The sequence below is a fragment of the Paenarthrobacter sp. NPDC057981 genome, from assembly GCF_042886835.1.
GTDB lineage: Bacteria > Actinomycetota > Actinomycetes > Actinomycetales > Micrococcaceae > Arthrobacter.
The window spans coordinates 480,756-504,734 of the sequence record NZ_JBHVQI010000001.1 but is presented as its reverse complement, the minus strand read 5'-3'; the positions used below and the strand labels follow the sequence as shown (position 1 = coordinate 504,734).

At 64.0% G+C, this 23,979-nt stretch carries 24 protein-coding genes; 3 read left to right on the top strand and 21 right to left on the bottom strand.

The window, feature by feature from the left end; translation table 11 throughout:
• Positions 1-85: 85 nt before the first annotated feature.
• From ACFVSI_RS02340 to ACFVSI_RS02330, 3 genes are all read right to left on the bottom strand, one after another.
• The gene (locus tag ACFVSI_RS02340; protein WP_387819479.1) at positions 86-1,102 is read right to left on the bottom strand and encodes a VOC family protein; all 1,017 of its coding nucleotides are present in this window, start codon (positions 1,100-1,102) and stop codon (positions 86-88) included.
• Between the two features lie 109 nt (positions 1,103-1,211).
• Positions 1,212-1,997 carry a hypothetical protein gene (locus ACFVSI_RS02335; RefSeq protein WP_387819478.1) on the bottom strand — a complete coding sequence of 262 codons (786 nt, stop codon included), beginning with the start codon at positions 1,995-1,997 and terminating at the stop codon, positions 1,212-1,214.
• On the bottom strand, positions 1,994-3,043 hold the full coding sequence (locus tag ACFVSI_RS02330; protein WP_387819476.1) for a Gfo/Idh/MocA family protein: 1,050 nt from the start codon (positions 3,041-3,043) through the stop codon (positions 1,994-1,996). Before ACFVSI_RS02330 ends, ACFVSI_RS02335 begins: the two co-directional genes overlap by 4 nt.
• 107 nt (positions 3,044-3,150) lie before the next feature.
• Between ACFVSI_RS02330 and ACFVSI_RS02325 the strand changes: the two genes are divergently transcribed.
• The gene (locus ACFVSI_RS02325; protein ID WP_387819474.1) at positions 3,151-4,416 is read left to right on the top strand and encodes an ROK family protein; all 1,266 of its coding nucleotides are present in this window, start codon (positions 3,151-3,153) and stop codon (positions 4,414-4,416) included.
• Positions 4,417-4,472: 56 nt separating this feature from the next.
• Here ACFVSI_RS02325 and ACFVSI_RS02320 read toward each other — a convergent pair whose 3' ends face one another.
• Positions 4,473-4,895 carry a hypothetical protein gene (locus tag ACFVSI_RS02320; RefSeq protein WP_387819472.1) on the bottom strand — a complete coding sequence of 141 codons (423 nt, stop codon included), beginning with the start codon at positions 4,893-4,895 and terminating at the stop codon, positions 4,473-4,475.
• A 99-nt stretch (positions 4,896-4,994) separates the two neighbouring features.
• Here ACFVSI_RS02320 and ACFVSI_RS02315 point away from each other — a divergent pair, with 99 nt between their 5' ends.
• The gene (locus ACFVSI_RS02315; protein ID WP_387819470.1) at positions 4,995-6,017 is read left to right on the top strand and encodes a restriction endonuclease subunit R; all 1,023 of its coding nucleotides are present in this window, start codon (positions 4,995-4,997) and stop codon (positions 6,015-6,017) included.
• Positions 6,018-6,029: 12 nt separating this feature from the next.
• Here ACFVSI_RS02315 and ACFVSI_RS02310 read toward each other — a convergent pair whose 3' ends face one another.
• Genes ACFVSI_RS02310 through ACFVSI_RS02245 form a run of 14 tightly spaced genes read right to left on the bottom strand, consistent with a single transcriptional unit; the run spans position 6,030 to position 18,150 of the window.
• Positions 6,030-6,416, bottom strand: coding sequence for an SDR family NAD(P)-dependent oxidoreductase (locus ACFVSI_RS02310; protein WP_387819468.1), 387 nt, complete (start codon positions 6,414-6,416; stop codon positions 6,030-6,032).
• Positions 6,362-6,622 carry an SDR family NAD(P)-dependent oxidoreductase gene (locus ACFVSI_RS02305; protein ID WP_387819467.1) on the bottom strand — a complete coding sequence of 87 codons (261 nt, stop codon included), beginning with the start codon at positions 6,620-6,622 and terminating at the stop codon, positions 6,362-6,364. Before ACFVSI_RS02305 ends, ACFVSI_RS02310 begins: the two co-directional genes overlap by 55 nt.
• 12 nt (positions 6,623-6,634) lie before the next feature.
• Entirely contained in the window at positions 6,635-7,639 is a 1,005-nt protein-coding gene (locus tag ACFVSI_RS02300) for a sugar phosphate isomerase/epimerase family protein (protein ID WP_387819465.1), read from the bottom strand.
• 15 nt (positions 7,640-7,654) lie between these two features.
• Entirely contained in the window at positions 7,655-8,818 is a 1,164-nt protein-coding gene (locus ACFVSI_RS02295; protein ID WP_387819720.1) for a Gfo/Idh/MocA family protein, read from the bottom strand.
• A gap of 17 nt (positions 8,819-8,835) precedes the next feature.
• Positions 8,836-9,234 (bottom strand): DUF6379 domain-containing protein, encoded by a 399-nt coding sequence (locus ACFVSI_RS02290; protein WP_387819463.1) that lies wholly within the window; start codon positions 9,232-9,234, stop codon positions 8,836-8,838.
• A gap of 8 nt (positions 9,235-9,242) precedes the next feature.
• Positions 9,243-10,013 carry a nuclear transport factor 2 family protein gene (locus ACFVSI_RS02285; RefSeq protein WP_387819462.1) on the bottom strand — a complete coding sequence of 257 codons (771 nt, stop codon included), beginning with the start codon at positions 10,011-10,013 and terminating at the stop codon, positions 9,243-9,245.
• A gap of 12 nt (positions 10,014-10,025) precedes the next feature.
• Positions 10,026-11,066 (bottom strand): sugar phosphate isomerase/epimerase family protein, encoded by a 1,041-nt coding sequence (locus tag ACFVSI_RS02280; protein ID WP_387819460.1) that lies wholly within the window; start codon positions 11,064-11,066, stop codon positions 10,026-10,028.
• Between the two features lie 18 nt (positions 11,067-11,084).
• A complete protein-coding gene (locus tag ACFVSI_RS02275; protein WP_387819458.1) occupies positions 11,085-12,188 on the bottom strand; it encodes a sugar phosphate isomerase/epimerase family protein in 1,104 nt (367 codons plus the stop codon).
• Complete coding sequence (locus ACFVSI_RS02270; RefSeq protein ID WP_387819457.1) at positions 12,188-12,580, bottom strand: DUF6379 domain-containing protein; 393 nt, start codon at positions 12,578-12,580, stop codon at positions 12,188-12,190. Before ACFVSI_RS02270 ends, ACFVSI_RS02275 begins: the two co-directional genes overlap by 1 nt.
• Positions 12,581-12,629: 49 nt before the next feature.
• Positions 12,630-14,192 (bottom strand): GMC oxidoreductase, encoded by a 1,563-nt coding sequence (locus tag ACFVSI_RS02265; RefSeq protein ID WP_387819456.1) that lies wholly within the window; start codon positions 14,190-14,192, stop codon positions 12,630-12,632.
• Positions 14,189-14,965 carry a TIM barrel protein gene (locus tag ACFVSI_RS02260; RefSeq protein ID WP_387819454.1) on the bottom strand — a complete coding sequence of 259 codons (777 nt, stop codon included), beginning with the start codon at positions 14,963-14,965 and terminating at the stop codon, positions 14,189-14,191. Before ACFVSI_RS02260 ends, ACFVSI_RS02265 begins: the two co-directional genes overlap by 4 nt.
• Positions 14,966-15,009: 44 nt before the next feature.
• Positions 15,010-15,846 (bottom strand): carbohydrate ABC transporter permease, encoded by an 837-nt coding sequence (locus tag ACFVSI_RS02255; RefSeq protein WP_387819452.1) that lies wholly within the window; start codon positions 15,844-15,846, stop codon positions 15,010-15,012.
• Between the two features lie 2 nt (positions 15,847-15,848).
• Positions 15,849-16,808 carry a carbohydrate ABC transporter permease gene (locus ACFVSI_RS02250; protein WP_387434738.1) on the bottom strand — a complete coding sequence of 320 codons (960 nt, stop codon included), beginning with the start codon at positions 16,806-16,808 and terminating at the stop codon, positions 15,849-15,851.
• A 55-nt stretch (positions 16,809-16,863) separates the two neighbouring features.
• Positions 16,864-18,150 carry an ABC transporter substrate-binding protein gene (locus ACFVSI_RS02245; protein ID WP_387819451.1) on the bottom strand — a complete coding sequence of 429 codons (1,287 nt, stop codon included), beginning with the start codon at positions 18,148-18,150 and terminating at the stop codon, positions 16,864-16,866.
• 187 nt (positions 18,151-18,337) lie between these two features.
• On the opposite strand from ACFVSI_RS02245, the gene ACFVSI_RS02240 reads away from it, so the two are divergent.
• Complete coding sequence (locus ACFVSI_RS02240) at positions 18,338-19,279, top strand: LysR family transcriptional regulator (protein ID WP_387819449.1); 942 nt, start codon at positions 18,338-18,340, stop codon at positions 19,277-19,279.
• A 66-nt stretch (positions 19,280-19,345) separates the two neighbouring features.
• Here ACFVSI_RS02240 and ACFVSI_RS02235 read toward each other — a convergent pair whose 3' ends face one another.
• From ACFVSI_RS02235 to ACFVSI_RS02225, 3 genes are all read right to left on the bottom strand, one after another.
• Positions 19,346-20,827, bottom strand: a complete 1,482-nt coding sequence (locus tag ACFVSI_RS02235; protein WP_387819447.1) for a DUF6379 domain-containing protein — start codon at positions 20,825-20,827, stop codon at positions 19,346-19,348.
• A gap of 25 nt (positions 20,828-20,852) precedes the next feature.
• Positions 20,853-22,145 (bottom strand): DUF6379 domain-containing protein, encoded by a 1,293-nt coding sequence (locus tag ACFVSI_RS02230; RefSeq protein WP_387819445.1) that lies wholly within the window; start codon positions 22,143-22,145, stop codon positions 20,853-20,855.
• Between the two features lie 94 nt (positions 22,146-22,239).
• Positions 22,240-23,955, bottom strand: coding sequence for a thiamine pyrophosphate-binding protein (locus ACFVSI_RS02225; protein WP_387819443.1), 1,716 nt, complete (start codon positions 23,953-23,955; stop codon positions 22,240-22,242).
• Positions 23,956-23,979: the final 24 nt, after the last annotated feature.

Sequence of the window (23,979 nt, the reverse complement as noted above, 5' to 3'; positions counted from 1 at the left end):
AAATCAGTTTGTGGTTATACAAGGCATCACCGGCCTAGATACCCCTGCCGGTGATGCCTTCGAGTGCTTGGCCCTGCCTGTTTCTCTAGCCCTGGCCTTGGCGTGCGTAGGGGTTGAAAAGCGCTTCCTTGATCTCGTCCGGGACGCCTTCTTCCGTGGCGCTGGGGCCGTCGGCGGGCGGGAAGGACTCGGTCATGGACATTGGCATGGCTCCGTTGCGATACATGTTGTTCGAACCCAGGGACGGGGTCCAGGTGTTGGGCTCCCAGTCCGGGACGTAGTTGCGGTAGCCCCCGGTGTTGAGCTCGATGCGCAGGCTGGACGGTTCGCGGTAATAGAGGAAATTCTGCTCCCCAATGCCGTGGATGGAAGGGCCGTATTCAATTGGGACGCCGTTCTCGATCAAGGTGTCGGCAGCGATCAGGAGTTCCTCGCGGGTGTCCACCCAGAAGGCGTAGTGGTTGATGCGGCCTGCGCGGGAGGAGCCATCGAGCACAACGCCGAGGTCATGGGACTTTTCGTTGGTGGTCAGGACGGAGAACACCGAGATGGGAGCCTCGTCCAAGACCGTCCTGGCCATGATGCGGAAGCCGAGGACGTCGTTGTACCACTTGGCGAAGCCGTCAACGTCGGACGTCGCGATGGTGACGTGGTCCAGCTGGCGCGGGGCGCCGGCAACCATGCTGCGGCGGGCCGGACGGTCCGGGTAGGTGGAGAGTTCGCTGCCCTCGGCCTGGTAACGGGTGACGTCCCAGTGCAGGGTCATGCTGTGGCCCCACGGACCCGTGAAACGGTAGGCCCGCCCGATGCCGTGAACGTCGATCCATTCACCGGTGACGCCTGCGGCCTCGATCCTGCTGGCCGCTTCCTCCAGCGCCTCGGCACTGGAGGTACGCCATGCCATGGTCTCCAAGGCCGGCTCGTCGCCGGGAACAACCACAACGCTGTAGCGGTAGTAGTCGCCCCAGCACCGCAGATAGACGGCGCCGTCGACGCGGTCAACAACCTTGAGCCCTACCTGCTTGACGTAGAAGTCAACGGAGGCTTCGACGTCGGGCGTGGTGATGGCCACGTAGGAGAGGTGGGAGAGAAGCTTGATCATCTTCGATCCTTTCAATAATTCGTCTGGCGACTGGTTCTGTGAAGCTGCCCACATCAAGTCTCTGGCCCGTCCGGTACATCAGGGAAGACGATATTGCCTATGCCGAAGATCAGCCTTGCTTATGCTCAGGTAGGAGTTCGGCAAGGATTTCCTGGTCCTCCAGCAGCTCGGTCAGGTCAGGCAATGGACACGCGGCGGCCACGGCTTCGAGGGCGCGGCGGAGGGCCAGCCGGGCGGATCCCTCATAGCGGACAGCAGATGTGGTGGATCCGTCTGCCGAAGCCGTCGTAAACCGGACTCCTTGCCCCGCAGCGTCCGATTCGACCACCGACCGGACCTCGCCCAGCGCCGCTACCCGGAGCATGGGAGCGGCCGCCTCTTGGGACCATCGCGTGGTCAGCACCGTCACTGGGAGGTGCCCGGAGGGCGGCGTGGCTTTAAGCAGGGCCATGCCACCTCCGGACCCGATGCGCTCCAGTGGCCCACCTGCCAGCGTCGTTGCCCAGCGCAGGCCGTCGCGCAGGGGGGACGCCAAGCCGCCAGGGGCCGCGGCGCATTCGATGGTCACCAGCGTCGCCGGGCTGCCGGCGCGGGCGGACGCGGCAGCAGCAACGTCGTCCTGCCTCGCGAACGGCCGCTCGACCACCACAGGGATGGACAGCAGGCCGCGGAGGGTCGCCACCGCTTCCGCCGGAACCCTTTGCGGATTACCGACGACGGCGGCCACGGCACCGTTGGCTTCCGCTTCCAGCAGCGCGGTCCACCATTGCCCTTCGCCGGGGACCACAACCACCGCACCCCGGGCCGCTTCCGTTTGCCGGGCGCCCATGGGCAGTTCCGCAACCGCGGCACGGTAGCCCGCAGTCGTGGCGAAGACAGGAACGGCGGCGCTCATGGGCGGGCTCCTGCTGCTGCGGCCCCGGACATCATGGTTGCGAAAACCCGCTCGGCCAGCTCGGTCGGATACAGGACGTCAGCCAGGATAAGGTCATAGTCAACGGGACGCGAGCCGTCCACTAGCTGCGCGAAATGCTGCCACTCCGCTTCATAGCCATCAAGCGGCGACGGCGCGTGCTGTGTCACGGAGCCATCGGCGTTACGTGTGGTGACCGAACCGCTGCCGGCATGCACGAACGGCGGCGGGTAGTCCAGGTCAAGCCGCAGGCTCTCCGTAAAGAAGGTCATCCGCCAGAGGGAATCCGGTCCACCCGGGAGCATGGTGAGGGCAAGCTGGATGTCGATCCCGCTGGCCGTATACCCCACGGCGTAGCCGATGGGTGGGACAAAGCGTGCGTACTGCACAGCCTCGATGTCCGGCGCGAAATGCCGGATTGCCGGGAGGTCGTGGATCGCAAGGCCTGCGATCAGTTGCTTGACGATGGCAGCGGCGACGGCAGGATTCTTCGTGTCCGGCCGCCCACGGGACGGAGCTACGAACGGCCCTCCATCGAAAACCACCTCGTGGTAGCGGCCATTGGGAGGCAGCGCCAGAGTGACGGCGATGGATTGCACCGGCTCGCTTTGCCGTTCAAGCAGTTGGCGGGCTCGGAGCCAACCGGGGTCATGGAGATGATTGGTGCCCACCATCAGCGCAACTCCGGCATCGCGGCATGCGGATACGACGGCGGCAGCCGCTTCCCGGGTAGTGGCGAGCGGCTTCTCGCAGAAGATGGCCTTCTTGCCGGCACTGAGCGCGGCATGTATCTGCCGTTCGTGTTCAGAGGGCGGGGTACAGATGGCCACGACATCGACGTCGGGATCGGCAAGCAGCTCCCGGTCGCCCGACGACCACCGTGCACCTAATGGCCCGGCCAGCCGCTCCGCCCTGCCGCTGCCTCCATCGGCAACGTGTCCCACCCGGAACCCGCTCCCGAGGCGGCGCACCGTAGGAAGGTGCAGCGCCCCGACACCCGGTCCTGCGCCCAGAAATCCTATGTTCACAACACCCCTCCATACTTTTGTCAGTATTATTCATAAGTAAATGTATTTCTGGCTATAGTTGCGGTTTTCCGCACCTTAGTGCCGTTCCTGTGGAAGAATCTGGAGGTATGACCACAGATTCGACGCTCCGGTTCGGCGCACAGACGGACGAAGTCACGAGCCTGCTCCGCATCGTCAACCTCGTCCGCACAGGCGAAGCAACGACCCGCCCCGAGATTGGCCGCGTCACGGGCCTGGGCCGCGGCGTCGTCACCCAGCGCGTTGACCAAGCGATCCAGATGGGCTTCCTGGGCGACGGCGAGTTCGGCGCCTCATCAGGCGGCCGGGCACCCCGCACGCTTCGCTTCCAGTCGGAACGGGGACGCATCATCGTCTGCGCCCTCGGCGCTCTCCACATCCGGGTCGGTTACGCCGAACTGGATGGCGACATCGTGGAGCAAAAGCACCGCGAGTGGGACATCGCCCGCGGACCCGCGGAAACACTCAAGGCAGCCATGGAACTCCTGGACGACTTACTCAAGGACGCCGAGGAGAAGCCAGTGTGGTCAGTGGTGATCGGTGTGCCAGGACCGGTGGACTTCAGCACCGGCCAGCCGGTGGCCCCGCCCATCATGCCGGGGTGGAACGGCTTCGACATCCGCACGCCGTTCGAGGAACGCTTCGACGCCCCCGCCTGGGTAGATAACGACGTCAACCTGCTGGCCTTGGGCGAACGCGCCCGGCGCAGGGACGCCTACGCGGACCTGATCTTTTGCAAGATCGGCTCCGGAATCGGGGCCGGCCTGCTCTCCCAGGGACGCATCCACCGCGGAGCCAACGGCGCTGCCGGGGACATCGGCCACGTCCGCGTGCCGGATTCGGATGCCCTGTGCCGCTGCGGCAAGGTTGGCTGCCTTGAAGCCGTCGCCGGCGGTTGGGCCCTGATCCGCGATGCAGAGTTGGCCATCAAGGAAGGCGCCACCGGACCGCTCGCCACCTCAGTAGAGAAGGGGAACCCGCTCTCCCCCGAGGCGATAGCCCTGGCCGCGGTGAACGGCGACGCCCTCGCTGTCCGATTGCTGCAGAACTCTGCGCGCGTGGTTGGCGAGTCGATCGCCGCACTCGTGAACATGTTCAACCCCGGCATCATCGTGATCGGCGGCGCCATGGCCTCCGCCGGAGAGGTCTACCTGGCGGAGGTGCGGCAGCGCGTCTACGAGCTTTCCCTCCCCCTGGCCACAAGGGACCTGCGGATCCTCCTGTCGGTTAACGACGAGCGTGAACCGCTCCGTGGCGGCGTCGAACTGGCACGGGAGCAACTCTTCGAAGCAACCTTCCCGCGCTGGTTCGCGCAGGGCAAGCCGGGACCGGTCAAGACCCTGGCGGCATCCTAGCGGTCGGACTGCTCCCACAAACCGCCCCACGTGGCCAGCCAAGACTGCCCGGCCCGTCAGGCGACGTCGCGGGAGACTCCGGCGGGTCTGGCGCGGGAAACCGGGAGCTTCGCTTCCAGGTGGAAGGGCAACACCAGCGGCCCATCTCCGCCCGCCTGAAGATAAGGGACCATGAGCTCGAAATCGACCGAGACATCACGCCTCTCAAGACCCTCCCCTGGCCACGTGGCTGGAAACGCCAGCACCAGCCGGTCCTGGATGAACCACCAGCCGGGCTCGTCCGCCAGGGCAGCGGCAGGCACAGATCGTTCGCCGAGGTTGACTGTCAGCTGCTCGCCGACCGGCCGTCCGGCCAGCTCCACCGCCAGCCCCGAAACGCTGGACAGCGGCATGGATCGTATCCAGGGCAGGCCAATCCGCAGCTCATATCCCTCCGGAACCACCGTCAACGCGTCCTCGCGCAAAGTGTTTTGCAGCATCAGCCACTCCCTTTCCCAGGCATCTTTGACCTACTAGTGATTTTTGTCTGATTCTGACATAAGTTTGGCAATAACATACTTATTTGGAAAGGCCCTCCCATGGATTCCACCCTTCCCGCCGGCTGGACGCTCGCCGCCAGCGCCTTCAACTGGACTCCGCAGGTCATCGAGGCCCGCCGGACCAGCACGGAGATCGTGACGGACATAGCCCGGGACAACGTCGCGAAAATCGTCGAGGTGGAGCCAGGCCTGCTCTGGCGGACGTTCCCCGCCCCGCAGAACCACGAGGTTGATGCCTTCCGTGAGGCGCTCCATGCCGCAGGAGGCCGGGTCAACACGGTTGGTTGCAGTTTGGATGACTACACGACGGCGGCTGGTCGCCGCACCACCGGGCAGCGCCTTGAGTTCCTGGTCCCCCAGCTCGACGCCGCCCACCGCGTGGGTGCCACCGGCGTACGGCTCCCGATCGGGCAAGCGGGGCCCGAGCTCCTGGGCCTGATCCAGCCCGTGCTCCACGATTTGGACCTGGTGCTGTTCGAGGAAATCCAAGGGCAACAGGACCCGCTCAATCCCCAGGTACGCCCTGCCCTGGACCACATCGCGGTGCTGAACGATCCGCGGATCCGGGTACTCGTGGACATCAGCATGCTCATGCCAGCGCTGCCCGTGAGCTACCTCGAGGAACTGGGACGCGGCGGCGTCTCACCCGTGCTGTGCAGCAGGCTGGAGACGGAGTGGAAAGATCCTGCCACCAACCAGGCGGTGCTGGCTGCCCTGCGTTCCGGGACCGTGCCGGGGCGAATCCACACTTTGTTCATGAACCTGCTGATCCGGTTTGGCCGCAGCGACGCCGCGGACCTTCGGGACATCCTGCCGCTGGTTGGCGCCTTCCACTTGAAGTTCTGGGACCTGGATGATTCGGACCGGCGGGTCTCCCGGCCGATCGAGGAGCTGGGCCGGCTGTTGGCGCAGCAAGGCTTCGCCGGAACGCTCACCAGCGAGTGGGGCGGCCACGAATGGCTCAGGGACGATCCTTCGGAGATGACCCGCCGCCATCTGGCGCTGGCGGAAGCATCGCTCGCAGCGGGCGCGGCGCGCGAACCTGCGCGGCAAGTCCGCTAGCCCGCGCGGGCGTCAGCCTGGCAGCACGGCGGACCAACCGCCGTCGATCATCAGGTTGGCGCCCGTCACGTAGGAGGCCTCATCGGAGGCAAGGAACAGGGCGCACCGCGCCACCTCGTCCGGTGTGCCGATGCGCCCCAGGGGTATGTGCTGGGCGATGGCGTTCATGGGATGCCCCGGCGCGAGCAGGTCGCCCTCGGTGGCGGAGGTCCGGATCATGCCGGGGCTCACGGCATTGACGCGGATTCCCAGGGGCGCGCCCTCGGCGGCCAGCTGCTTGGTCATCGCAACAACGGCACCTTTGGTGGCAGTGTGGGCGAGGCGTCCGTTGGTCACCGAACCGGTCACTCCGGCAGTGGAGCCAACAAGCACGACGGCGGAGCTCCCGGCCGCTGCCACGTGAGATCCACGCGGGTACTGCTGGCCTGGCCACCGGCCCTCCGCACCAGGTCCACGGTGGCGGCAGCACCGTCGTCGTCCATGTCACAACCCACCACGACGGCACCTTCGTCGGCGAACGCCAAAGCGGCCGCGCGGCCCTGGCCGCTGGCGATGCCGGTGATAACGGCAGTCTTGCCCTCGAGCCTGGGTCTGCGCGACCGCATGACGTCTAACCCTTATTTGGTGCTGAAGGCGGCGTCGAAGGCCGCAGCGGAAGGTTGGTACGTGGAGAGCTTGCGGACAAAGCCCAGGGCCTCCGGTGCACCCACCAAGCGGTCCATTCCGGCATCCTCCCACTCCACGGACAACGGCCCGGTGTAGTCGATCGCGTTCAGCATGCGGAACGCGTCCTCCCACGGAACGTCCCCATGCCCCGTGGAGATGAAGTCCCAGCCGCGGCGCGGGTCTGCCCATGCCAGGTGCGAGGACAACCTGCCGTTGCGGCCGTTGCCGAGTCGCTTCTTCGTGTCCTTGCAATGCACGTGGTAGATGCGTTCCTTGAAGTCCCACAGGAAGCCGACGGGATCAATGTCCTGCCAGACCATGTGGCTCGGGTCCCAGTTCAGGCCGAAGGCCTCACGGTGGCCAATCGCTTCCAGCGCCCGGTGGGTGGTCCAGTAGTCATACGCGATCTCGGACGGGTGGACTTCATGGGCGAAGCGGACGCCCACCTCGTCGAAGACGTCCAGGATGGGGTTCCACCGGTCCGCGAAGTCTTGGTAACCGGCGTCGATCATCTTCTCGCTGGCCGGCGGGAACATCGCCACGTACTTCCAGATGGCCGAGCCCGTGAAGCCGGTGACTGTCTTGACTCCGAGCTTCGCGGCCAGTCGGGCCGTGTTCTTCATTTCCTCGGCAGCGCGGCGGCGGACTCCTTCCGGGTCGCCGTCGCCCCAGACGACATCCGGCAGGATGTCCCGGTGGCGCTGGTCGATGGGGTCATCACAAACAGCCTGGCCTTTGAGGTGGTTGGAGATGGTCCACACCCTGAGGCCGTTCCGCTCCAGGATGTGGAGCTTTTCCTGGATGTAGGCGTCATCGTCCCAACGCCAGGGATCAAGGTGGTCGCCCCAGCAAGCGATTTCAAGCCCTTCGTAGCCCCACTTTCCAGCGAGCCGGGCCACCTCTTCGAACGGCAGATCGGCCCACTGTCCCGTGAACAGGGTGATTGGTCGTGCCATGTTGTGTTCCTCCTTCTATGCCTTCAGCGGGACGTCCGCTGCAACACGCGTCCACACCGAGTCATTCTCCGAGCTGCGTTCCACCGCTTCGAGGACGCGCTGGACACGGAGACCATCGGCAAACGTGGGGTGCGGGTCCGTCTTCCGTACGATGCCTTCCACCAAGTCCTTGACCTGGTGGGAGAAGCCGTGTTCGTAACCGAGCATGTGGCCTGCCGGCCACCACGCCGAGACATAGGGGTGAACCGGTTCGGTGACCAGGATCTTGCGGAAGCCCTGGAGGTCTGCCGGCGCTGTGCGGTCGTAGAACTGGATGCTGTTGAGGTCTTCCAGGTCGAACGCCAAGGCGCCCTTATCCCCGGAAACCTCAATGGACAGCGCATTCTTGCGGCCGGTGGCAAAGCGGGACGCCTCGAAGGATGCCAAGGCCCCCGAAGCCAAGCGACCCGTAAAGATGGCGATGTCGTCCACAGTCACTTGTCCGTAGCCCGCCGCAGCCTTGCCCGACAGACCAGTGCCGCTGCCCTGGAGCGGGCGTTGCTTGACGATCGTGTCCAACACTCCGGACACCCGTTCGACGTCCATGCCGGTCACATACTCCACCAGGTCGATCGCGTGGGCTCCGATGTCCCCCAAGGCACCGGACCCCGCGTGTTCCTTTTGGAGACGCCACGCCAAGGGCATCTCCGGGTCCACCAGCCAGTCCTGGCGGTAGGACGCGCGGACGTGGGCGATCCTGCCCACCACGCCCTCGGCGATGAGCTGGCGCAGGAACGTCACGGCCGGGACCCTGCGGTAGGTGAAGCCGACCATGGCCTTGATGCCACGCTCGGCGGCCCGTTCCGCGGCTGCCGCCATCGCTTCGGCTTCGGCCACCGTGTTGGCCAGCGGCTTTTCACACAGGACGTGCTTGCCGGCCTCCAGGGCCGCGATGGCGATCTCTGCGTGGGAGTCACCCGGGGTCACGATGTCCACGATGTCGATGTCATCGCGGGCAATAGCCTCCCGCCAATCGGTGGCAGCTTCGGCCCAACCCCACTTGGTGGCCGCTGTTTTCACAGCCGCTGCATCACGGCCCACGATCACGGCCATCTCGGCCTCCGCTGGAAGGCCAAAGACCCGCGGGGCCGTGCGCCAGCCCTGTGAATGGGCGGCACCCATGAACCCGTAGCCGATCATGGCCACGCGCAGGGTTTTCACGCCAGCACAACTTTGCGTTCGACGGCCACGCGGTTGCCGACGTAGTGCATGGGTGCGATCTGCATGTACAGCAGGCGGAGGGTCAGGACAACCTCGACGTCGATCTCCTCACCGGCGTCGGGGACGCGGTCAAGCGGGATGATGACGTCCGGCTTGTCCGCCACGAACCACAGCGTCTCCCACTGCTCCGGGAGTTCGGCAATGCTGTAGGACTTGCCCTGGAGTTCGAAGCGAAGCGCTGACTTGGGGATGTCAACGCCGTTGACGGTGGCCGCAACGTCATCGACGGCGGACAGCCACAGGCTGCGATACCACGGCAACTGCACCGAAACGGAAATGCCTTCGGGGTGCCGGCGGACGTCAGCGTCCTGGAAAAGGGAGTTGTGCGTTGCCATGATGATCCTTACTCGAAAGTCTCGACGAAAGTCTGGTGGGGAACCGGCGGCTGCGGCTCCAGGGTTTGCCGTGTTGACGGGCTGTAGGGGTGGTATTCGGCCGGTACGGGCTCGTCGGCGGGCGGCATGAAGACCGGTTTGCCGTCGTCGCCGAAGTACATGAGGTCCAGGGCGAAGGCGTGCTGGTTCTTCTCCGCGAAGCTGATCCAGTTTTCCTCGAAGGGTGCCCGGAGGAGTTCGTAGCAGCGGAACTTCCAGATCTTCCATTCACCGTCCTGGCGGAGGAAGTCCACGGCATACTTGCACCAGACCCAGTGCGCCCACACCTTCTTGCCCTGCACTTCCCCGGGCGAATACATGTAGTCCGGGCTTTCCCTGGCCACTTCCGGATCGGTCAACCCGGATTCGTTTCCGGTCATGATCCACACGCCCTTGGCGGTTTCGCCGTCGGCCGCCACCTCGATCACCGGGGTGGTGGTGTAATGCAGGATCAGCTTGCCCACGGGAGTCGGCCGGCCCTGGTGGTAGCCGATCACACTGTCGTAGTCCGTGTACTGCCCGGCGTTCGTGTACCTGGCCCTGATTCCGGGAGTGCCCGGCTTCACCCAGAGCGGGATGATCTGCTCATCCTGGAAGGCGTTGTGCAGGTACATGTAGCGGTTGAACAGGTTTTCAATGTCACCGCGGTCGTTTGCACGGCGGGCCAGTCGCTGGGTTTCCTTCAGCTCGGCCCGGAGCTGCTGGATCTCAGCTTCGAGATCGGTGTCAATTGCGGACATGTGGGTCCTCCCCTAAGCCGTAACGACGGATTCGCCGGCGCGGGCTTCTTCGATGGCGCTCCGCATCAGGGCGTGCTGCTTCTTGACCAGCTCGATCGGATCCGACTCGCCCAGGTCGGCGAAAGCGTGGCCTTCCCATTCGCTGGAGAGGAAGCCCTTGTAGCCACCCTTGACGAACTGGCGCACGATCCTCGGGATGTCCATGGCGGGCTCATTGCCGTCCTGGTCAATGTCGTAGAACTTCGCGTGCACGTGGAATATCTGCGGCATGATGTCCAGCCATTCCTCCGGAGCCACCAGGCCGTGCATGTTGAATGCCAGGCGGGTGAACGGACCGAGGTTGGCGGGGTCGAAGTTGTTGGAGCGCAGGTAATCCTCGAACTCCTGGTTGCGTTCCTGCATGGGCAGGGGCTTGCGCCAGATGTCCTGCATGACCGCGAAGTGTTCCTCCGGCAGGCCCATCTGGGTCAGCGTGCGGTACAAGGTGGGCGACAGGCTGTGCATCGTGGAGCTGAAGTCTGCCGTGAAGCCCAGGCGTTCGCTGCCCAGCTCCTCATACATCTCGCGGATCTGCAGGATCTTGGGGTCGTTCGGACCCTGCGGAGCGTGGATTTCGTAGCCCAGCTTCTGGTCGTACTTCTCGGCCAGCGGCAAGAGGCGGCGCAGCAGTTCCTTGCCGGCGGAGCGGATCACGATCTTGTTGAAGCCCAGGGTGTTCGCCGTCTTAAGCTGGCGGGCGAAGAAGTCGTATTCCTCGTCCGGGGTCATGTCGCGTTCCTTGCGGCGGCCCATGTCCAGGTTGGTGCCTACCGCGCTGGGAGTGAGCCCGTAGCGGTCCATGCTGTCCCGCCAGAGCTTGACGAAGTCGTCGTCGACGTCCGGGTACGTGCGCAGCATCTGCGCGATGTTGAACTCGACGCCGGGTCCCAGGCCTTCATCGGCGACTGCCTTGATGAGGGTTTCCGGGGTGTAAAGACCGGCCGCGAATTCGGAGGTCAGTGAGTAAAGGGTGATGCCAAGCTCGATGCCCGAGCCCGCGATTCCGTTTGACATGGTGGTATCCGTTTCTTCTTAGCCGAGGACCGGCTGGGCGAGGTGGCTGTTGAGGATGCGGCGGGCTTCGGCGGGATCGGTGATCATGGCCGAGCCTGCCTTGGAGGCTGCAGCGCGCTGGACCGCTTGTTCCCCGCGGATGATCTCGAAGGGGTCCTGCCAGTTGTTCCAGTGCCAACCTTCGTATTCGCTGGAGATGGCACCGGAGTAGCCGTTCTCCACGAGTTGGCGGACCAGGTCCCGCACCGGGACCGAGGGCTCTTCGCCGTGCTCGTCGATGCCAAAGAACTTGCCGTGTACGTGGCGCACGAATGGCATGATTTCCAGCCAAGTATCGATCGGTGCGGGCCCGAAGAGTCCCGTGCCGTTGATGGCGAAGTCGATGCCGAGGTCCGGACGGCCGTTGCGGGCAGCGAGTCCAATGAAGGCGCCGAAGCGTTCGCCGTGGACTTTCTGGGTGTTGGGCGGCCCTTCGGCGTGGAAGCCGTTCCACAGTTCCACTACCTGCTGGAGCAGCTCCTCCGAAGCGCCCCGGCGCCGGTAGGCCTCAATGAGGGACGGCGCGAAGCCGCTGACGGTTGCGCCCCAGTCGGCGGTAAACCCGAGAAGCGGCGAATTGAGTTTCTCGTAGCGGTCGCGCAGGGCAAGGACGCGCTCGTGGGCGCCGTGCTGGTCTGCGTGGACCTCCAGGGCCAGGGTGACCCCGTACTTTTCGGCTACGGGCAGGAGGCTTTCCATGGCGTCCGGAGTCAAGGAGATCTGGACACGGGCGATCGGGAAGCCGAGCCTGGAGGCCACTTCGATCTGCGTCCGCATGTACTCGACGAGTTCGTCGTGGTTCATGAGGCGGTCCCTGCGGATTCCGGTATCCACGTTGACGGCCAGGGAGGTGGGCACCAGATCCACTTCGGCCACGAGATCCCGGAAGTGGCCGACGAACGAGTCGTCGATCTTGTCCGGGAACCCACGAAGGCTGGAGAAGCCGATGATTTCCAGTCCGGGGCCGAATCCTTCCGCGGCCACCTTGCGGATGAGGCCGTCCAGATCATACTGCCGGCCATGGAATGCGCGGGTGAAGCTGTAGAGCGTTACGCCCTGGATGGGAGTGCCGAGGCCGGTCATCACTGTCCTACCTTCATGGTCTTGGTGCAGTTCTCTTCAATGTGCAGGACACCGTGGTCCGTAATGATGTACGGGATGTAGAGCTTCAGGTCTACGCGGACCTCGTGCTCAGCCGCCTTGTCGGCCAGCGGCAGCTCTCCGGAAAGGACAGCCGAATCCAGTGGGTACCACCACTCCCCCGTCTCTTCCACGAGCTCATCGAAACTGAAGGTGCGCTCATTCATGGTCCAGCGCAGCGACTCCTTGGGCGCAGCCACACCGTCGATGGTGAGCGACGCGCCCGCGATGCACGAGCCCGGGAGCGCCCGGTACCACGGGATCCGGACTTCGACGGCGGTCCGGTCGCCTTCTGTTGTGAGCGTTCCCTGCTCGATCATGCGGTCGGCAATCATCGGGACTCCTTGTCTTGCCCGCGGCACCAGTGCCGGCGGGACTTTTTCCTTATTTCGTAATTCTATTGTCTGATTCTGACATAAGTAAAGAGCTGTCCAGCTCCGAAGCGATTTTTCGGGCCCCCCGCACTGCCAAAGCAACGGCCGTCAACGTGGGGTTGCACGCTGTGGGGGTCGGGATGACGCCGTTTCCTGCCACGAACAGGCCAGCCACTGCCCACACCTCACTGTCGGGTGAGCACACGCTCTCTCCGTCATCGGCAACTCCCATACGGGTGGAGCCCTGGTAGTGCAACGACGCGCCGGGCGGAAGCACAAACGGACGCTCATCAAGCGGGTGGCCAACAGCTTTGCCCAAGCGAACGATCTCGGCCTTGGCCCGTTCAATGACCTCGTGGTCCTTGGCCGTCAGCTTGTAATGGATACGCATGGCCGGCATGCCGTAGGCATCCCGGACGTCCTCGTCGAAAGCAACGCGGTCCTCGCGCTGCTGGTCCTTGGCGCAGAACAGGCCCAACCCCACGATCGATCCGGGCACCACCGGATCATCGTCCGCAAGTGGTACGGGGGAAGCGTCCAATTGCATGATCTGGCCGTGGAACGGGACGTCATCGGTGTACGGAATCCAGGCAACACCGCTTTGCTGGGCCAACGCCCCGCCAGCCCGCGGCTCCACAGGCTTAGGAGCCGTGACACCTTCGAGCCTGCTGGCGAAAACCACCTGCGGCTGGTCGTTGAGGTAGCGTCCCAAGGCCTCGGGTCGGATGCCCGAGGCCCAGAGCAGCTGCGGTGTCCGCAGCGCGTCCGCGGCCACCACCACAAAGCGGGCGGCGACACGATGACTCCGCCCGGTCCGGCGGTCCTGGACTTCGACGCCGGTGGCCGTGCCGCCGTCGTATGTCACCTTGGTGACCAGCGACTCGTCGAAGAGTTCGAAGCGCGGATTCTGCCGGGTCGCCTCGCCCATCACGACGTCGGCTCCAGACCACAGGAGGCGGCCGTCCGGCTCGCGATGGACAGCGAGCGGCATGGGCTGCACCCGCAAGGCGCCTTCGCGGCCTTCGTCCACGGCGGCCGAGAGGCGGTCATGGACGATGTCGGAGAAGGGGGCGCCGTCGAACGCGTGCGTCGTCACGCCGAGGAGGCGCTCCGCGTCGGTCAACAGCGCATCCATGTCCGGCACGAAATCGATGCGCTCCTTGCCGGAGGGACGCGGGCACGCAGCCGTCCAGTGTGCGCCCATTCCACCGACGTTGCTGGACATCGCAGCAACCGGCAGACCATCCTCGCCCGGGAAGGCGTAGCCCTCGCCCAGCAAATACGTGCCGGGCCGTGCCCTGCGTTCACCACTCTTGACGGCACCGGGCGAGTTGACCGTGGCTGCTCCTGCGCCCGGGCCCTCTGAAGCGCGCTGGGCCAAGGTCCGGCGCTCCTCGTCCGCGATATTCTTCACGTGCGCGCCCGGCGGATTGCTGACCGTGGGGCCCACCTCGAACATGGCGATGGTGGCGCCGGGCGCTTCTTCGCTGAGGATCCGCGCGTATGCCGACGCCGTGGGACCACTTCCCACGATGGCGACATCAACAGAGAAAGGATAGGACCGCTGGCTCACCGGGAGGCCACCAGTTCCTGGATGCGCCGCACCGACTTGGCAGACTCGATGGTCGGGTAGTACTCAAGGCCCACAGGGCCGGTATAACCGCTGGCCTGCAGGTCGTTGAGGCGCGCCGCCCAATCGATAGATCCCGAACCCGGCTCGCCGCGGCCAGGTGCGTCGGCGATCTGGACGTACTTGACCAGGCTGCCGGCGTTGGCCAGTTCGGCAGCCACGTCCTCGCCCTCCACGGTGGAGTGGTAAAGGTCGTACAGGATGCCGAAATCAGGCGAGTCCACGCCGCGGGCAATGTAGACGGCCTCGGAGGTGCGGTCCAGCAAGGCACCGGGGTGGTCGACGCGGATGTTGACCGGTTCCAGGACCAGGGTGATTCCCGAGCCGTGGATGTGGTTGATGCCCCTGGTGAAGATCTCGATGAGTTCATCCAGCTGGTCCTGGCGCTTCCGGCCGCCGAAGCCCGTGCCACTGCCCACGACGATACGCGGGCAGCCCAGTTCCTGGGCCACCTTCACTCCGGCGTCGAGCCCCTCATAGAAGGGTTCGTGATTCTTGGGCGGAATCATGAACTGCATCCGCGGTTCGGCGAGCTGCGCCGTGAGCTGGACGCCCGTCTCCTCAAGGGCTGCCTTGAGTGCCGGGATGTCCTTGCCTGTTGGCCCCCACATTTCGGCGGCGTCAAAACCGGCGGCCGCCGCGGCCCGGACACGGTCAGCGGCACTTTCGCCAGCTTCAGAGAACAAAAGGTCAATATTAGGCGCAAGTTGGAACATGGCTGTCTCCTGGAAAGTCGATGGGTTTGTTGAATGAGCTGGGTCTAGCCCTTGAGGCCGCCGGAGAAGCCTTGGATGAAGCGCTTCTGGGCGAAGAGGAACAGGGCGAGAATCGGAATCATGGACACGATCACGATCGCGAAGATGGAGTTCCACTGGGAGACCAGGGAACCGATGAAGTAGTACATGGCCACGGGAAGCGTCTGGTTGCTGGAGCCACCCAGGAAGATGAGCGACGTGAAGAAGTCGTTCCACACGATCAGGCCGGCAAAGATCGTCACCGTTCCCGTGGCCGGGGCCATCATGGGGAAGACCACCTTTGAGAAGATCTGCGTCTTAGTGGCACCGTCAATGGTGGCCGCTTCCTCGTAGTCCGTTCCCAGCCCGCGGAAGAAGTTGGAGTACAGGAAGATCGAGAGCGGCAGCAGCATCCCGGTGTACAGGACGATCAATCCCCAAGCCGAGCCGGTCAGGCCCAGGCTGCGCGCACCCATGTACAGCGGAACGGCTCCCAACTGTCCAGGCAAGATGATGGCGACGAGGAAGAGATAGTAGGCCAATTTGCTCCAGCGGCGGGTGTGCCGCGAAATCACGTAGCCCGTGATGGAGCCCAGGGCAATGAGGCCCACGATGCTGCCGGCCGTGATGATCAGGCTGTTCACCAGGCCAAGCACCACATTGGAGTTGCCGGTGGCGGTCAGGACCGCGGTGAAGTTGCTGAAATCAGGGCTCGACGGCGGTGCCAGCGGCGACGTCGTGTAAATTTCGCTGCTGGACTTCAGTGCCGTGGTGACCAGGAAATAGAAGGGAGAAAGGAAGAGGAGAGCCAGCGCCCACAGTCCGACTTCGCGGAGAAGGGTGAGTTTCGTGTAACGGAACATGGTCAGTCCTCGGGGTTCGAGCGGGTCAGCCGCTGCTGGATGACGGCGAAGAACAGGATGATGACGGCCAGCACCAGAGCCAAGGCAGCGCCGCCGCCGAAGTTCCCCAGGGCAAAGGCCTGCTTGTAGACCTGGGTGGCCAGGGTTTCGGTTGCCCCTGCCGGGCCACCGCCGGTGAGGGCCATGATGGGGTCGAAGACACGGAGGCCCTGGACGATTCCCAGCGTGGTGGCGATGGCGACGGCCGGGCGGATCGCCGGAAGCGTGACATTCCAGAAGCGCTGCCACAGGTTGGCGCCATCGATTGCTGCGGCTTCCTCGATTTCCACGGGAACGCTGGCCAGGCCTGCCATGAAAATCACCATCGCGAAGCCTGTGCTGCCCCAGACCAGGACCACCAGGACTGTCCAGATGGCCCACTGCGGATCGGCGAGCCACGGCTTGGCAAGGTCTTCGGCTCCGATGGACCGGAGGAACACGTTGATGGGGCCATCGAAGTCAAAGATGTACTTCCAGATGTACGCGGTTGCCAACGGGCTCAGCACCACGGGCATGAAGAACAGAGTCCGCAGGATGTAGCGCGTCTTCAGCACGCGGTTCAGGCCCAGCGCGATGAACAGGCCAGCAACGTTGCCGATGAACACCGAGGAGAAGGCGAGGAACAACGTGTTCATCAGGGCCCCGAGCTTGGTGGGATCCTTGAAGATGGCCTCGAAGTTGGCCAGTCCCACTACCTTGAAGGCACCTATTCCGGTCCAGTTGGTGAAGGCGAAGAACCCACCGATGCCGGTTGCCACGTAGTGGATGGCGATCACCAGGGCAATGCCCGGAAGGGCCCACCACCAGTGTCCGAACTGCAGGGACCCGCCCCGGGAACGGACCTTTCGGACCGTTCCCGGAGTGCGCCTGCCTCGCCGGGAAGCGTCAGCTGCTTCGGTCTTGGATTGCATCGTCGCAGTCATGGTAATCCTTGCTTATCCCTTGGAGTAGAGCGAACGGTGGTGGTGGGAAGCCGGCTTATCCCCAGGCCGAATCCATGGCCTGAAGGACCTGGTCAACGGACTTCTGGCCGGTCAACAGTCCCTGGACTCCCGTGGCGAGGGCGTCGTAGACGGCGGAGTTGGGCCACTGGCTGTTGGGAAGCGGACCGTACTTGCCATCCTTGATGAGGTCCCCGACGTTCTTGTAGGCGCCGGAGGCGTAGTCATAGCTGTCCAGCCCGCTGACCGGGAGGGCGCCGTCGATCTCGGCGAACGCCTTGGTCTGCTCAGGCTCAGCGGCCCAGTCGAGGAAGGCCTTTGCGGCGTCCTTGTTCTTGGACGCGGCGTTGATGGAGAAGGAATAGTTGGCGCTGGCGTAGACGAAGCCCTTGTCTCCGCTTTGCTCAGAAGGAAGGGCACGGACTGCGAAGTCGGAAGCGGCAGCCGCAGTCTTGAGCTGCTTCCATGACGGCGCGGGCATGAAGCCGGCCATGGACGTGCCGCTGGCGAGGCCCTTGGTGATGGCATCGAAGCCCGCACCTGCGGCACCCTTCTGGAAGCAACCGGCGTCGTTCAGCTTCTTGACTGCTTCGAGGGAGTCTTTCCAGCCTTGGGAGTCAGCGAACTTGGTCTGGTTGCCGGCGCGCTTCTCGTTCCACTTGGGGTCTTCGGCGTACACACGGGAGGCGGCCAGGGACATCGCCATGAGCCCCGTGTTGGGTGCGGCGGAGCCAGCCAAGGCGAAGAATGACTTGTTCGCGGAGCCGAGGGCGGAGCACTGCTTCTCAAGACCAGCGAAGTCGGCGGGGAAATCGGAGACGCCGGAGGCCTTCGCTGCGGTTTCGTTGACCACCAGGCCAACCACGGTCATCTCGGCAGCCTGGCCGTACACCTTGCCGTCCTTGCCGAACAGCGCTTCGCTGCCGACAGGCACGAGATTCTTCGCGGAGTCGTCCAGGGGTTCGAGGAAGTTGGCCTCGACCAGCGGGAGAATGCTTCGGCCGGTTCCGGAACCCGGCGAGGTGACGATGACGTCGGACGCGTTGCCGGCCTGCAACTGCGTGCGCACCGTCTGGTCGTAGGAATCGTTGGGCTGCGCGTTGAACGTGATCTTCACGTCGGGGTGGGAGGCCATGTACTGCTCGCCCAGCTTTTGGAAGGGGCTTTCTATGGTGTTGGAGGTGGCGAACGTCAGGGAGAATTCCTTGGAGCCACCGTTGCTGCCGGCGTTGGTCGCGCCCGAGCAGCCTGTCAGTGCGAGTGCAGCAGCGGTTGGGATAGCGAGGACGCTGAACTTCAGTCCCCGGAAGCGGTGCTGTGTCATGGTCAGCCTTTCTGACTTCTTTGTCTGGCGGGGTACCGTGACCCCGGTCACTCACCAGTATGCATGGCATTTGCCAGAAAGACACATAAGTATTTCGGATACCGCACATAAGTCTGACCGCTCGTGGATAGACTGGTTTAAGTACGCTCTGAATGCGGCCAATTTTCCCTATGGAAGGATGTCAGTAGTGACGGACCACGCCCTGCTCTCCAGGCTCGACCTCAACTTGCTGACGTCCCTGGATGCGCTCATTACAGAGCGCAGCGTGACACGCGCGGCCGAGCGGCTGCACTTGAGTCAACCTGCGTTGAGCGCCTCCTTGGCGAGGTTAAGGAACCACTTCGGCGACCCCATTCTGGCCAGGCGCGGCAACACCTACGAGCTCACGCCGTTTGCCTTGCGGCTGGCTGAACACACGACCTTGGCTTTGGACGCTGCCCGTCGCGTCTTCGAAAGCCAGGCCAGCTGGGAGCCGAACGAATCGGCCCGTGAGTTCTCCATCTACGGCTCTGACTACGGCTTCACCACCGTTGGCCGGGTGGTGTCGGAATTGGCTGCCGAGCGCGCACCGGGCGTCCGCTTCCGGTTCATGCTTCACAACCCTGTGGTCGTCGAAGACGCAGCCAACCGGCTCCGCGCAGCTGACGGCATGGTGATCCCCCACGGCATCCTGACGGGACTGCCGTTCGTCGATCTCTGGCGGGACGACTGGCTGGCCGTCGTGTCGGACGGCAATCAGGACGTGGGCGATGAAGTATCCATGGACAACATTGCCCAGCTGCCTTGGGTCATGACCTACCAGTCCCGCTCAGCCTTCACCTCGGCCGAACGGCAGATCCAGCAGCTGGGAATCGAGCCACGCGTGGAGGTTGTGGTGGAGAGCTTCCAGGCACTCCCCCACTTCATCGCCGGGACCAACCGGATCGGCCTGATCCAGGCAGCTTTGGCTCCCATTGCCCGGAAGCTCGGGGGCGTCCGCACGCTGCGTCTGCCATTTCCAGCAACGCCCCTGGTCAACGCCCTGTGGTGGCACCCGGTGCACAATGCGGACTCTGAGCACATTTGGATGCGCGGGCTGTTCGAAGAGGCAGCTGCCATCGTGGCAGCCGGGACAGAATCCAACAACTGATAGCACCCCAACACCGCAAAGGGCCTGGCCGGAGTTCCGGCCAGGCCCTTGTGTTGTGGCGCAGCGTCAGAGGGCGGCGGCTACAGCCGCGCGCATGCTGCGCCTGATCAGGTCGTGCTGCTTCCGGACCAGCAACAGGGGGTCCACTTCGCCCAGTTCGGCAAAGGCGTGCCCTTCCCACTCGCTCGACCAGTAGCCACGGTAGCCGCCGTCCACGAAGACCCGGACCAGTTCGGGGTAGTCGATGGCAGGCTCGTTCCCGTGCTCATCGATGTCGTAGAACTTCGCGTGAACGTGCATGATCTGCGGCATGATGTCTGCCCAGTCGCGGGGATTGACATGCCCGTGCATGTTGAAAGCAAGATGCGCGAACGAGCCCAGCCTTGCGGGGTCGAAGTCCCTGCTGCGGAGGTAGCCGATGAACTCCTCTTGGCGCTCCCGCATGGTGGCCTCCGTGGACCAGATGGCTTGCAGGCGTTCCAACGCCTCGCTGTCCAGGCCCGCCCGCGAGACTGCCCGCAACAACGTGGGTGACATGCCGTGCATGGTGGAAGAGAAGTCAGCGACGAAGCCCAGGAGGGGCGAGTCCAGTTCGGCATAGACGTCCCGGACTTTCATGATCTCGGCCGAATTCGGGCCCAAGGGCGCGTGGATTTCATAGGCGAGCTTGAGTTCCAGCTCTTCCGCCAACGGGAGGAGCCGCCGCAGCAAGGCCGGCTTGGCACTTTGAATCCTCACCAGCGGGAAGCCGAGCTTCTTTGCCCCGTGAAAGAGCGTCTCGGTGAAGTCGTACTCCTCATCCGGGGTCATGTCCCTGTCGCGCCGCCGACCCATGTCCAGGTTCGCCCCAAAGGAACTGGCGACAAAACCATGCTTGTCGAACGCGGCCTGCCAGGATGCTGCGAAGTCATCGCCGACCACCGGGTACGTGGGCAACACCTGTGAGGCGACAATCTCGATGCCTGGGCCGATGCCCAGCTCCGCCACCCGGTTCAGCAGTCCGTCGAAGTCGTACCAACCGGCCCGGAATTCCGCGCTGGCGGAGTAGAGCGTCAGCCCAAGGTGGAACGGGTCGTCCTCCGCCTTCGGCGGCGCCGGCGTGACCGCCGTCGTGGTTTGCGGGGCTGGCGCCTCCGACTCCACCACCGTCAGTTCGAGGCTTTGGTTAACGAAATTGGGCACGTACATCCCCGGCCCACCGTCCTGGCCGGGGGCGATCTGCATGTAGGGCAGGCGAAGTTCGCCGACGATCTGGACTGAGTGCTGCTCGCCCGGCTTTACGGGTTCGGATCGTCGGGCGACCAGCAAGGGGTGTTCCTGCAGGAACCAGAGCGTCTCAGCCTGCTCGGGCAGCTCGGGCAGGTAGTACTTGGCGCCACCGAACTCCAGTGACAGGTCTTCTTGGGCGACCTCCTCGCCGTCCACTGTGAGTTTCAGGGTGGACACGGAGGACAACCACAGGCTCCGGTACCAAGGCAGGGTCAGCGATACCGCCAATCCGTCCGGATGTGCGCGGAGGCTGTCTTCGTGAATCAGTCCGTTGGGCATTGTTCTTCTCTAACTGTGAGGGTGGTCAGGTGAGCTCGGAGGTGATCTTGCGGATCAGCGAATGTTGGCGACGCACCTGTTCAATAGAGCGCCAAGGCGTGCGTTCACCTTCGTATTCACTGGAGAGGTAGCCGTCGTATCCGGCGTCCTTCAGTGCTTTGAGCACCGGCTTCCACGGAATTTGCTGGTCTTCCAACTGTTCATCGATGTCATGGAACTTGGCCTGGACGAACACCACGTACTTCGCAACCTCGGCGAAATCGGCGGGGTCCACGCCAATGCCATCCAGGAAGGCCGGCCGCGTTTCCCTCGTCTCGCCGGCGCGGAGCGGAATAGGCCGGTCCTGGAAGATCCCCGTATCGATCAGCAGCCCGAAGTTCTTGGTTCCGGTGCGCTCAATGAGGTTGATGTAGTCATCCACCACGGGGTGTTTGATGGGAGTCGGCGAATGGATTTCGGGGCAGATCACCACACCCAGCTCGTGGGCGAGGTCCAGGGAACGCTCCACGGATTCGGTCCAGATGGGGTCAGGCACGAGGTCGCTGGAAACGACGCCGATCTTGGGCCGTACGAGGCCGAAGCCCAAGCGATTGGCCAGCCTGAGGTCCCGCTGCAGGGCGGAGGCACCCTCCTGTGCGGTCATGCTCTTGCCGGGCCGGAGCCGGGTATCGATCCAGGAGCCATAGTTCGTGGGCTCCAAGGAATACTTCTCAAGCAGACCGAACCACCGGTCGATCCAATCCGTAGTGGGTTCCGGATAGCCCGGTACGTGGCCTTCACCGAGGATTTCGACGCCGGTGGCGCCGGTGTCCGCAACCGCCGCCAAAGCGGTCTCCAGGTCCAGGACGGTACCGAAGTCGTGCATGAAGCTGTAGAGGGAAACGCCGTAGCGGAACACGCCGTCCCCGCCCTCAGGACCCAACGTGATCCACCGGGACTCCTTGTAGGTGGACGGCTGGTGCTCCACAGGGATGTAGGACATGCGCAGCTTCAACTCGATCTGGAGTTCGTGGGCGCCCTGCGGCAACCCACCTTCCAGGGGCACCGTCACGGTGGCCGCCTCGCCCAGTTGCCAACGAACGCCTTCGCTGGCCCAGAGTTCCTGCAACGTGAACGTCTTGCCTTGGAGCGTCCAGGACGGCACGTCGGCCGCAACGTCGACGAGGTTGCCTACCCGGACGGCAATTCCGTCGATTAATGACCCTGCCATGCCTCGATAGGACGGCATCCGAACCCGGAATTGGAAGCCTGTGACCCGGTTTCCGTCCCGGACATTGCGGAAACCGGTGGCTTGGATGAGGTCTCGTTCAAGCAGCATCTTTGCTCTTTCGTTGAAGTGGGTAGTTAGAGCATAGCCCACTTATGTTCGATTTCAACGAAAGATAGAGCTAATGATGCATTAGGGGCTGGGCTCAGTGCCCCTTAAAGGCTTCTGCCAGCCACCATGATCCCCCGTCAGAAGCAATCCGGGCGTCGATTACCAAGGGATTCGTACGCGGGCCGTCCAGCCACGACTTCACGGCTTCCAGGTCCGCGACGCTGCGGACTGTGACGGCCGACGCCCCGTAGCCGCGCGCAATGGCCGCAATGTCGGTCATCGGGAACTTGACCACTTCCAAATCCTTGTCACTGGCATCGAAGTGATGCACTTCAGCCCCATAGCTCGAGTCGTTGTACACGATGGCCACCAAGGGAATCCGCTCGCGGACGACGGTCTCCAGTTCGGAAATGCTCATGAGGAATCCACCATCGCCGGCCCCGAGCACCGGCAATCTGTCCGGCCTCGCTTTTGCTGCCCCGATCGCGGTGTAAAGCCCCAGCCCGATTGCCTGGAAGGCCTGGGTGAAACAGAATCCGAATTCGTCCGGAACGGACAGGTAGGCGCTGGGGTAACCCATGAAATTACCGGAATCGACGGCGACGATCCTCTGGGCAGGAAGGATCCTGTCCAATTCACGACTGAGAACCCTGGGGTCGATGGAGTCTTCCGTGGAAAGGTCTTCGGTGACCTCGGAGTTCCAGCGGGCGTGCGCGGCGATCTGCTGAGCCATGACGCCGGTACGCAGCCCCGTCACCGAATGACCCATGTCGTGAAGTCGGCCGACGACTGCCTTGGCCGTCTCCGCAACGTCGCCAAGAACTCCCAGGTCGATTGCACGGTTGGCGCCCAGGGCGGAGTCCTCCAGGTCCACCTGCACAACCTTCGCGCCCGGGCCGATCAACGAGCCATGACGCATGGTCCACATATTCAAAGCACAGCCCCAAGCTACGATCAAATCGGCATCCGCAATGGTCCGTGCCGTGAACGGCGAGGAAAAACCGCCGGAGATCCCTAGACTGTAAGGCTCGCCGTGGAACAGACCGTGGGCGACGGCGGAGGTCGCCAACAGCGCTCCGCTCGCCTCTGCGAGAGCACTGACTTCGGCACGCGCGCCCCGGCCACCCCGGCCGACAACGAAAACCGGGCGCCGCGCGCTGCGAATGAGTTCAGCCAGCTGCCCAACAGCCCCGTCCGAGGCCACGACCTTTTGCGCAGGAGGGAGCTGCTCGCGCGGAATGACAACGCCTGAAACCGCAGCAGCTTGAATGTCCGTGGGCAGCGACAAGACTACTGTCCTCCGTTCATTGACTGCCTTTCGGTAAGCGCGAACCGTATCGGCAACTGCACTGTCAACCGAGTGCACGCGTTCTGCCACTGCCCCTACACTCCGGGCAAGTCCGTCCTGGTCAATCCTGAAATTGGAACGAACAGCGGACGCAGCGGTGTCAGCCGTGACCACGATCATGGCTGTCCGGCTCTTGGCTGCCTCCCCGATCCCAGTGATAGCGTTGCTCAGCCCGCAGCCTTGATGCGTGGAGACGACACCCACCTTTCCTGACATCCGCCCGTAAGCATCGGCCATGGTGGCCGCCCCTCCCTCATGGCGGGCTGCGGTGTAGGGAACCCCCGCAGCCCTCAAGGCATTTGTCACTGCGAAATTTCCGCTTCCGACGACGCCAAAAACATGGCCGACCCCCAGTCGGGCAAGGGTGAAACCGACCAGCTCGCTGACATTCCGGGGTTCGGCACGTGTGGTGGCGGAGATGGATTGCCCGGCCTCAGCGGCCCAGTTGGCTGTTATTGTCATGGTTTTGTCTCCTTGAAATGCGTG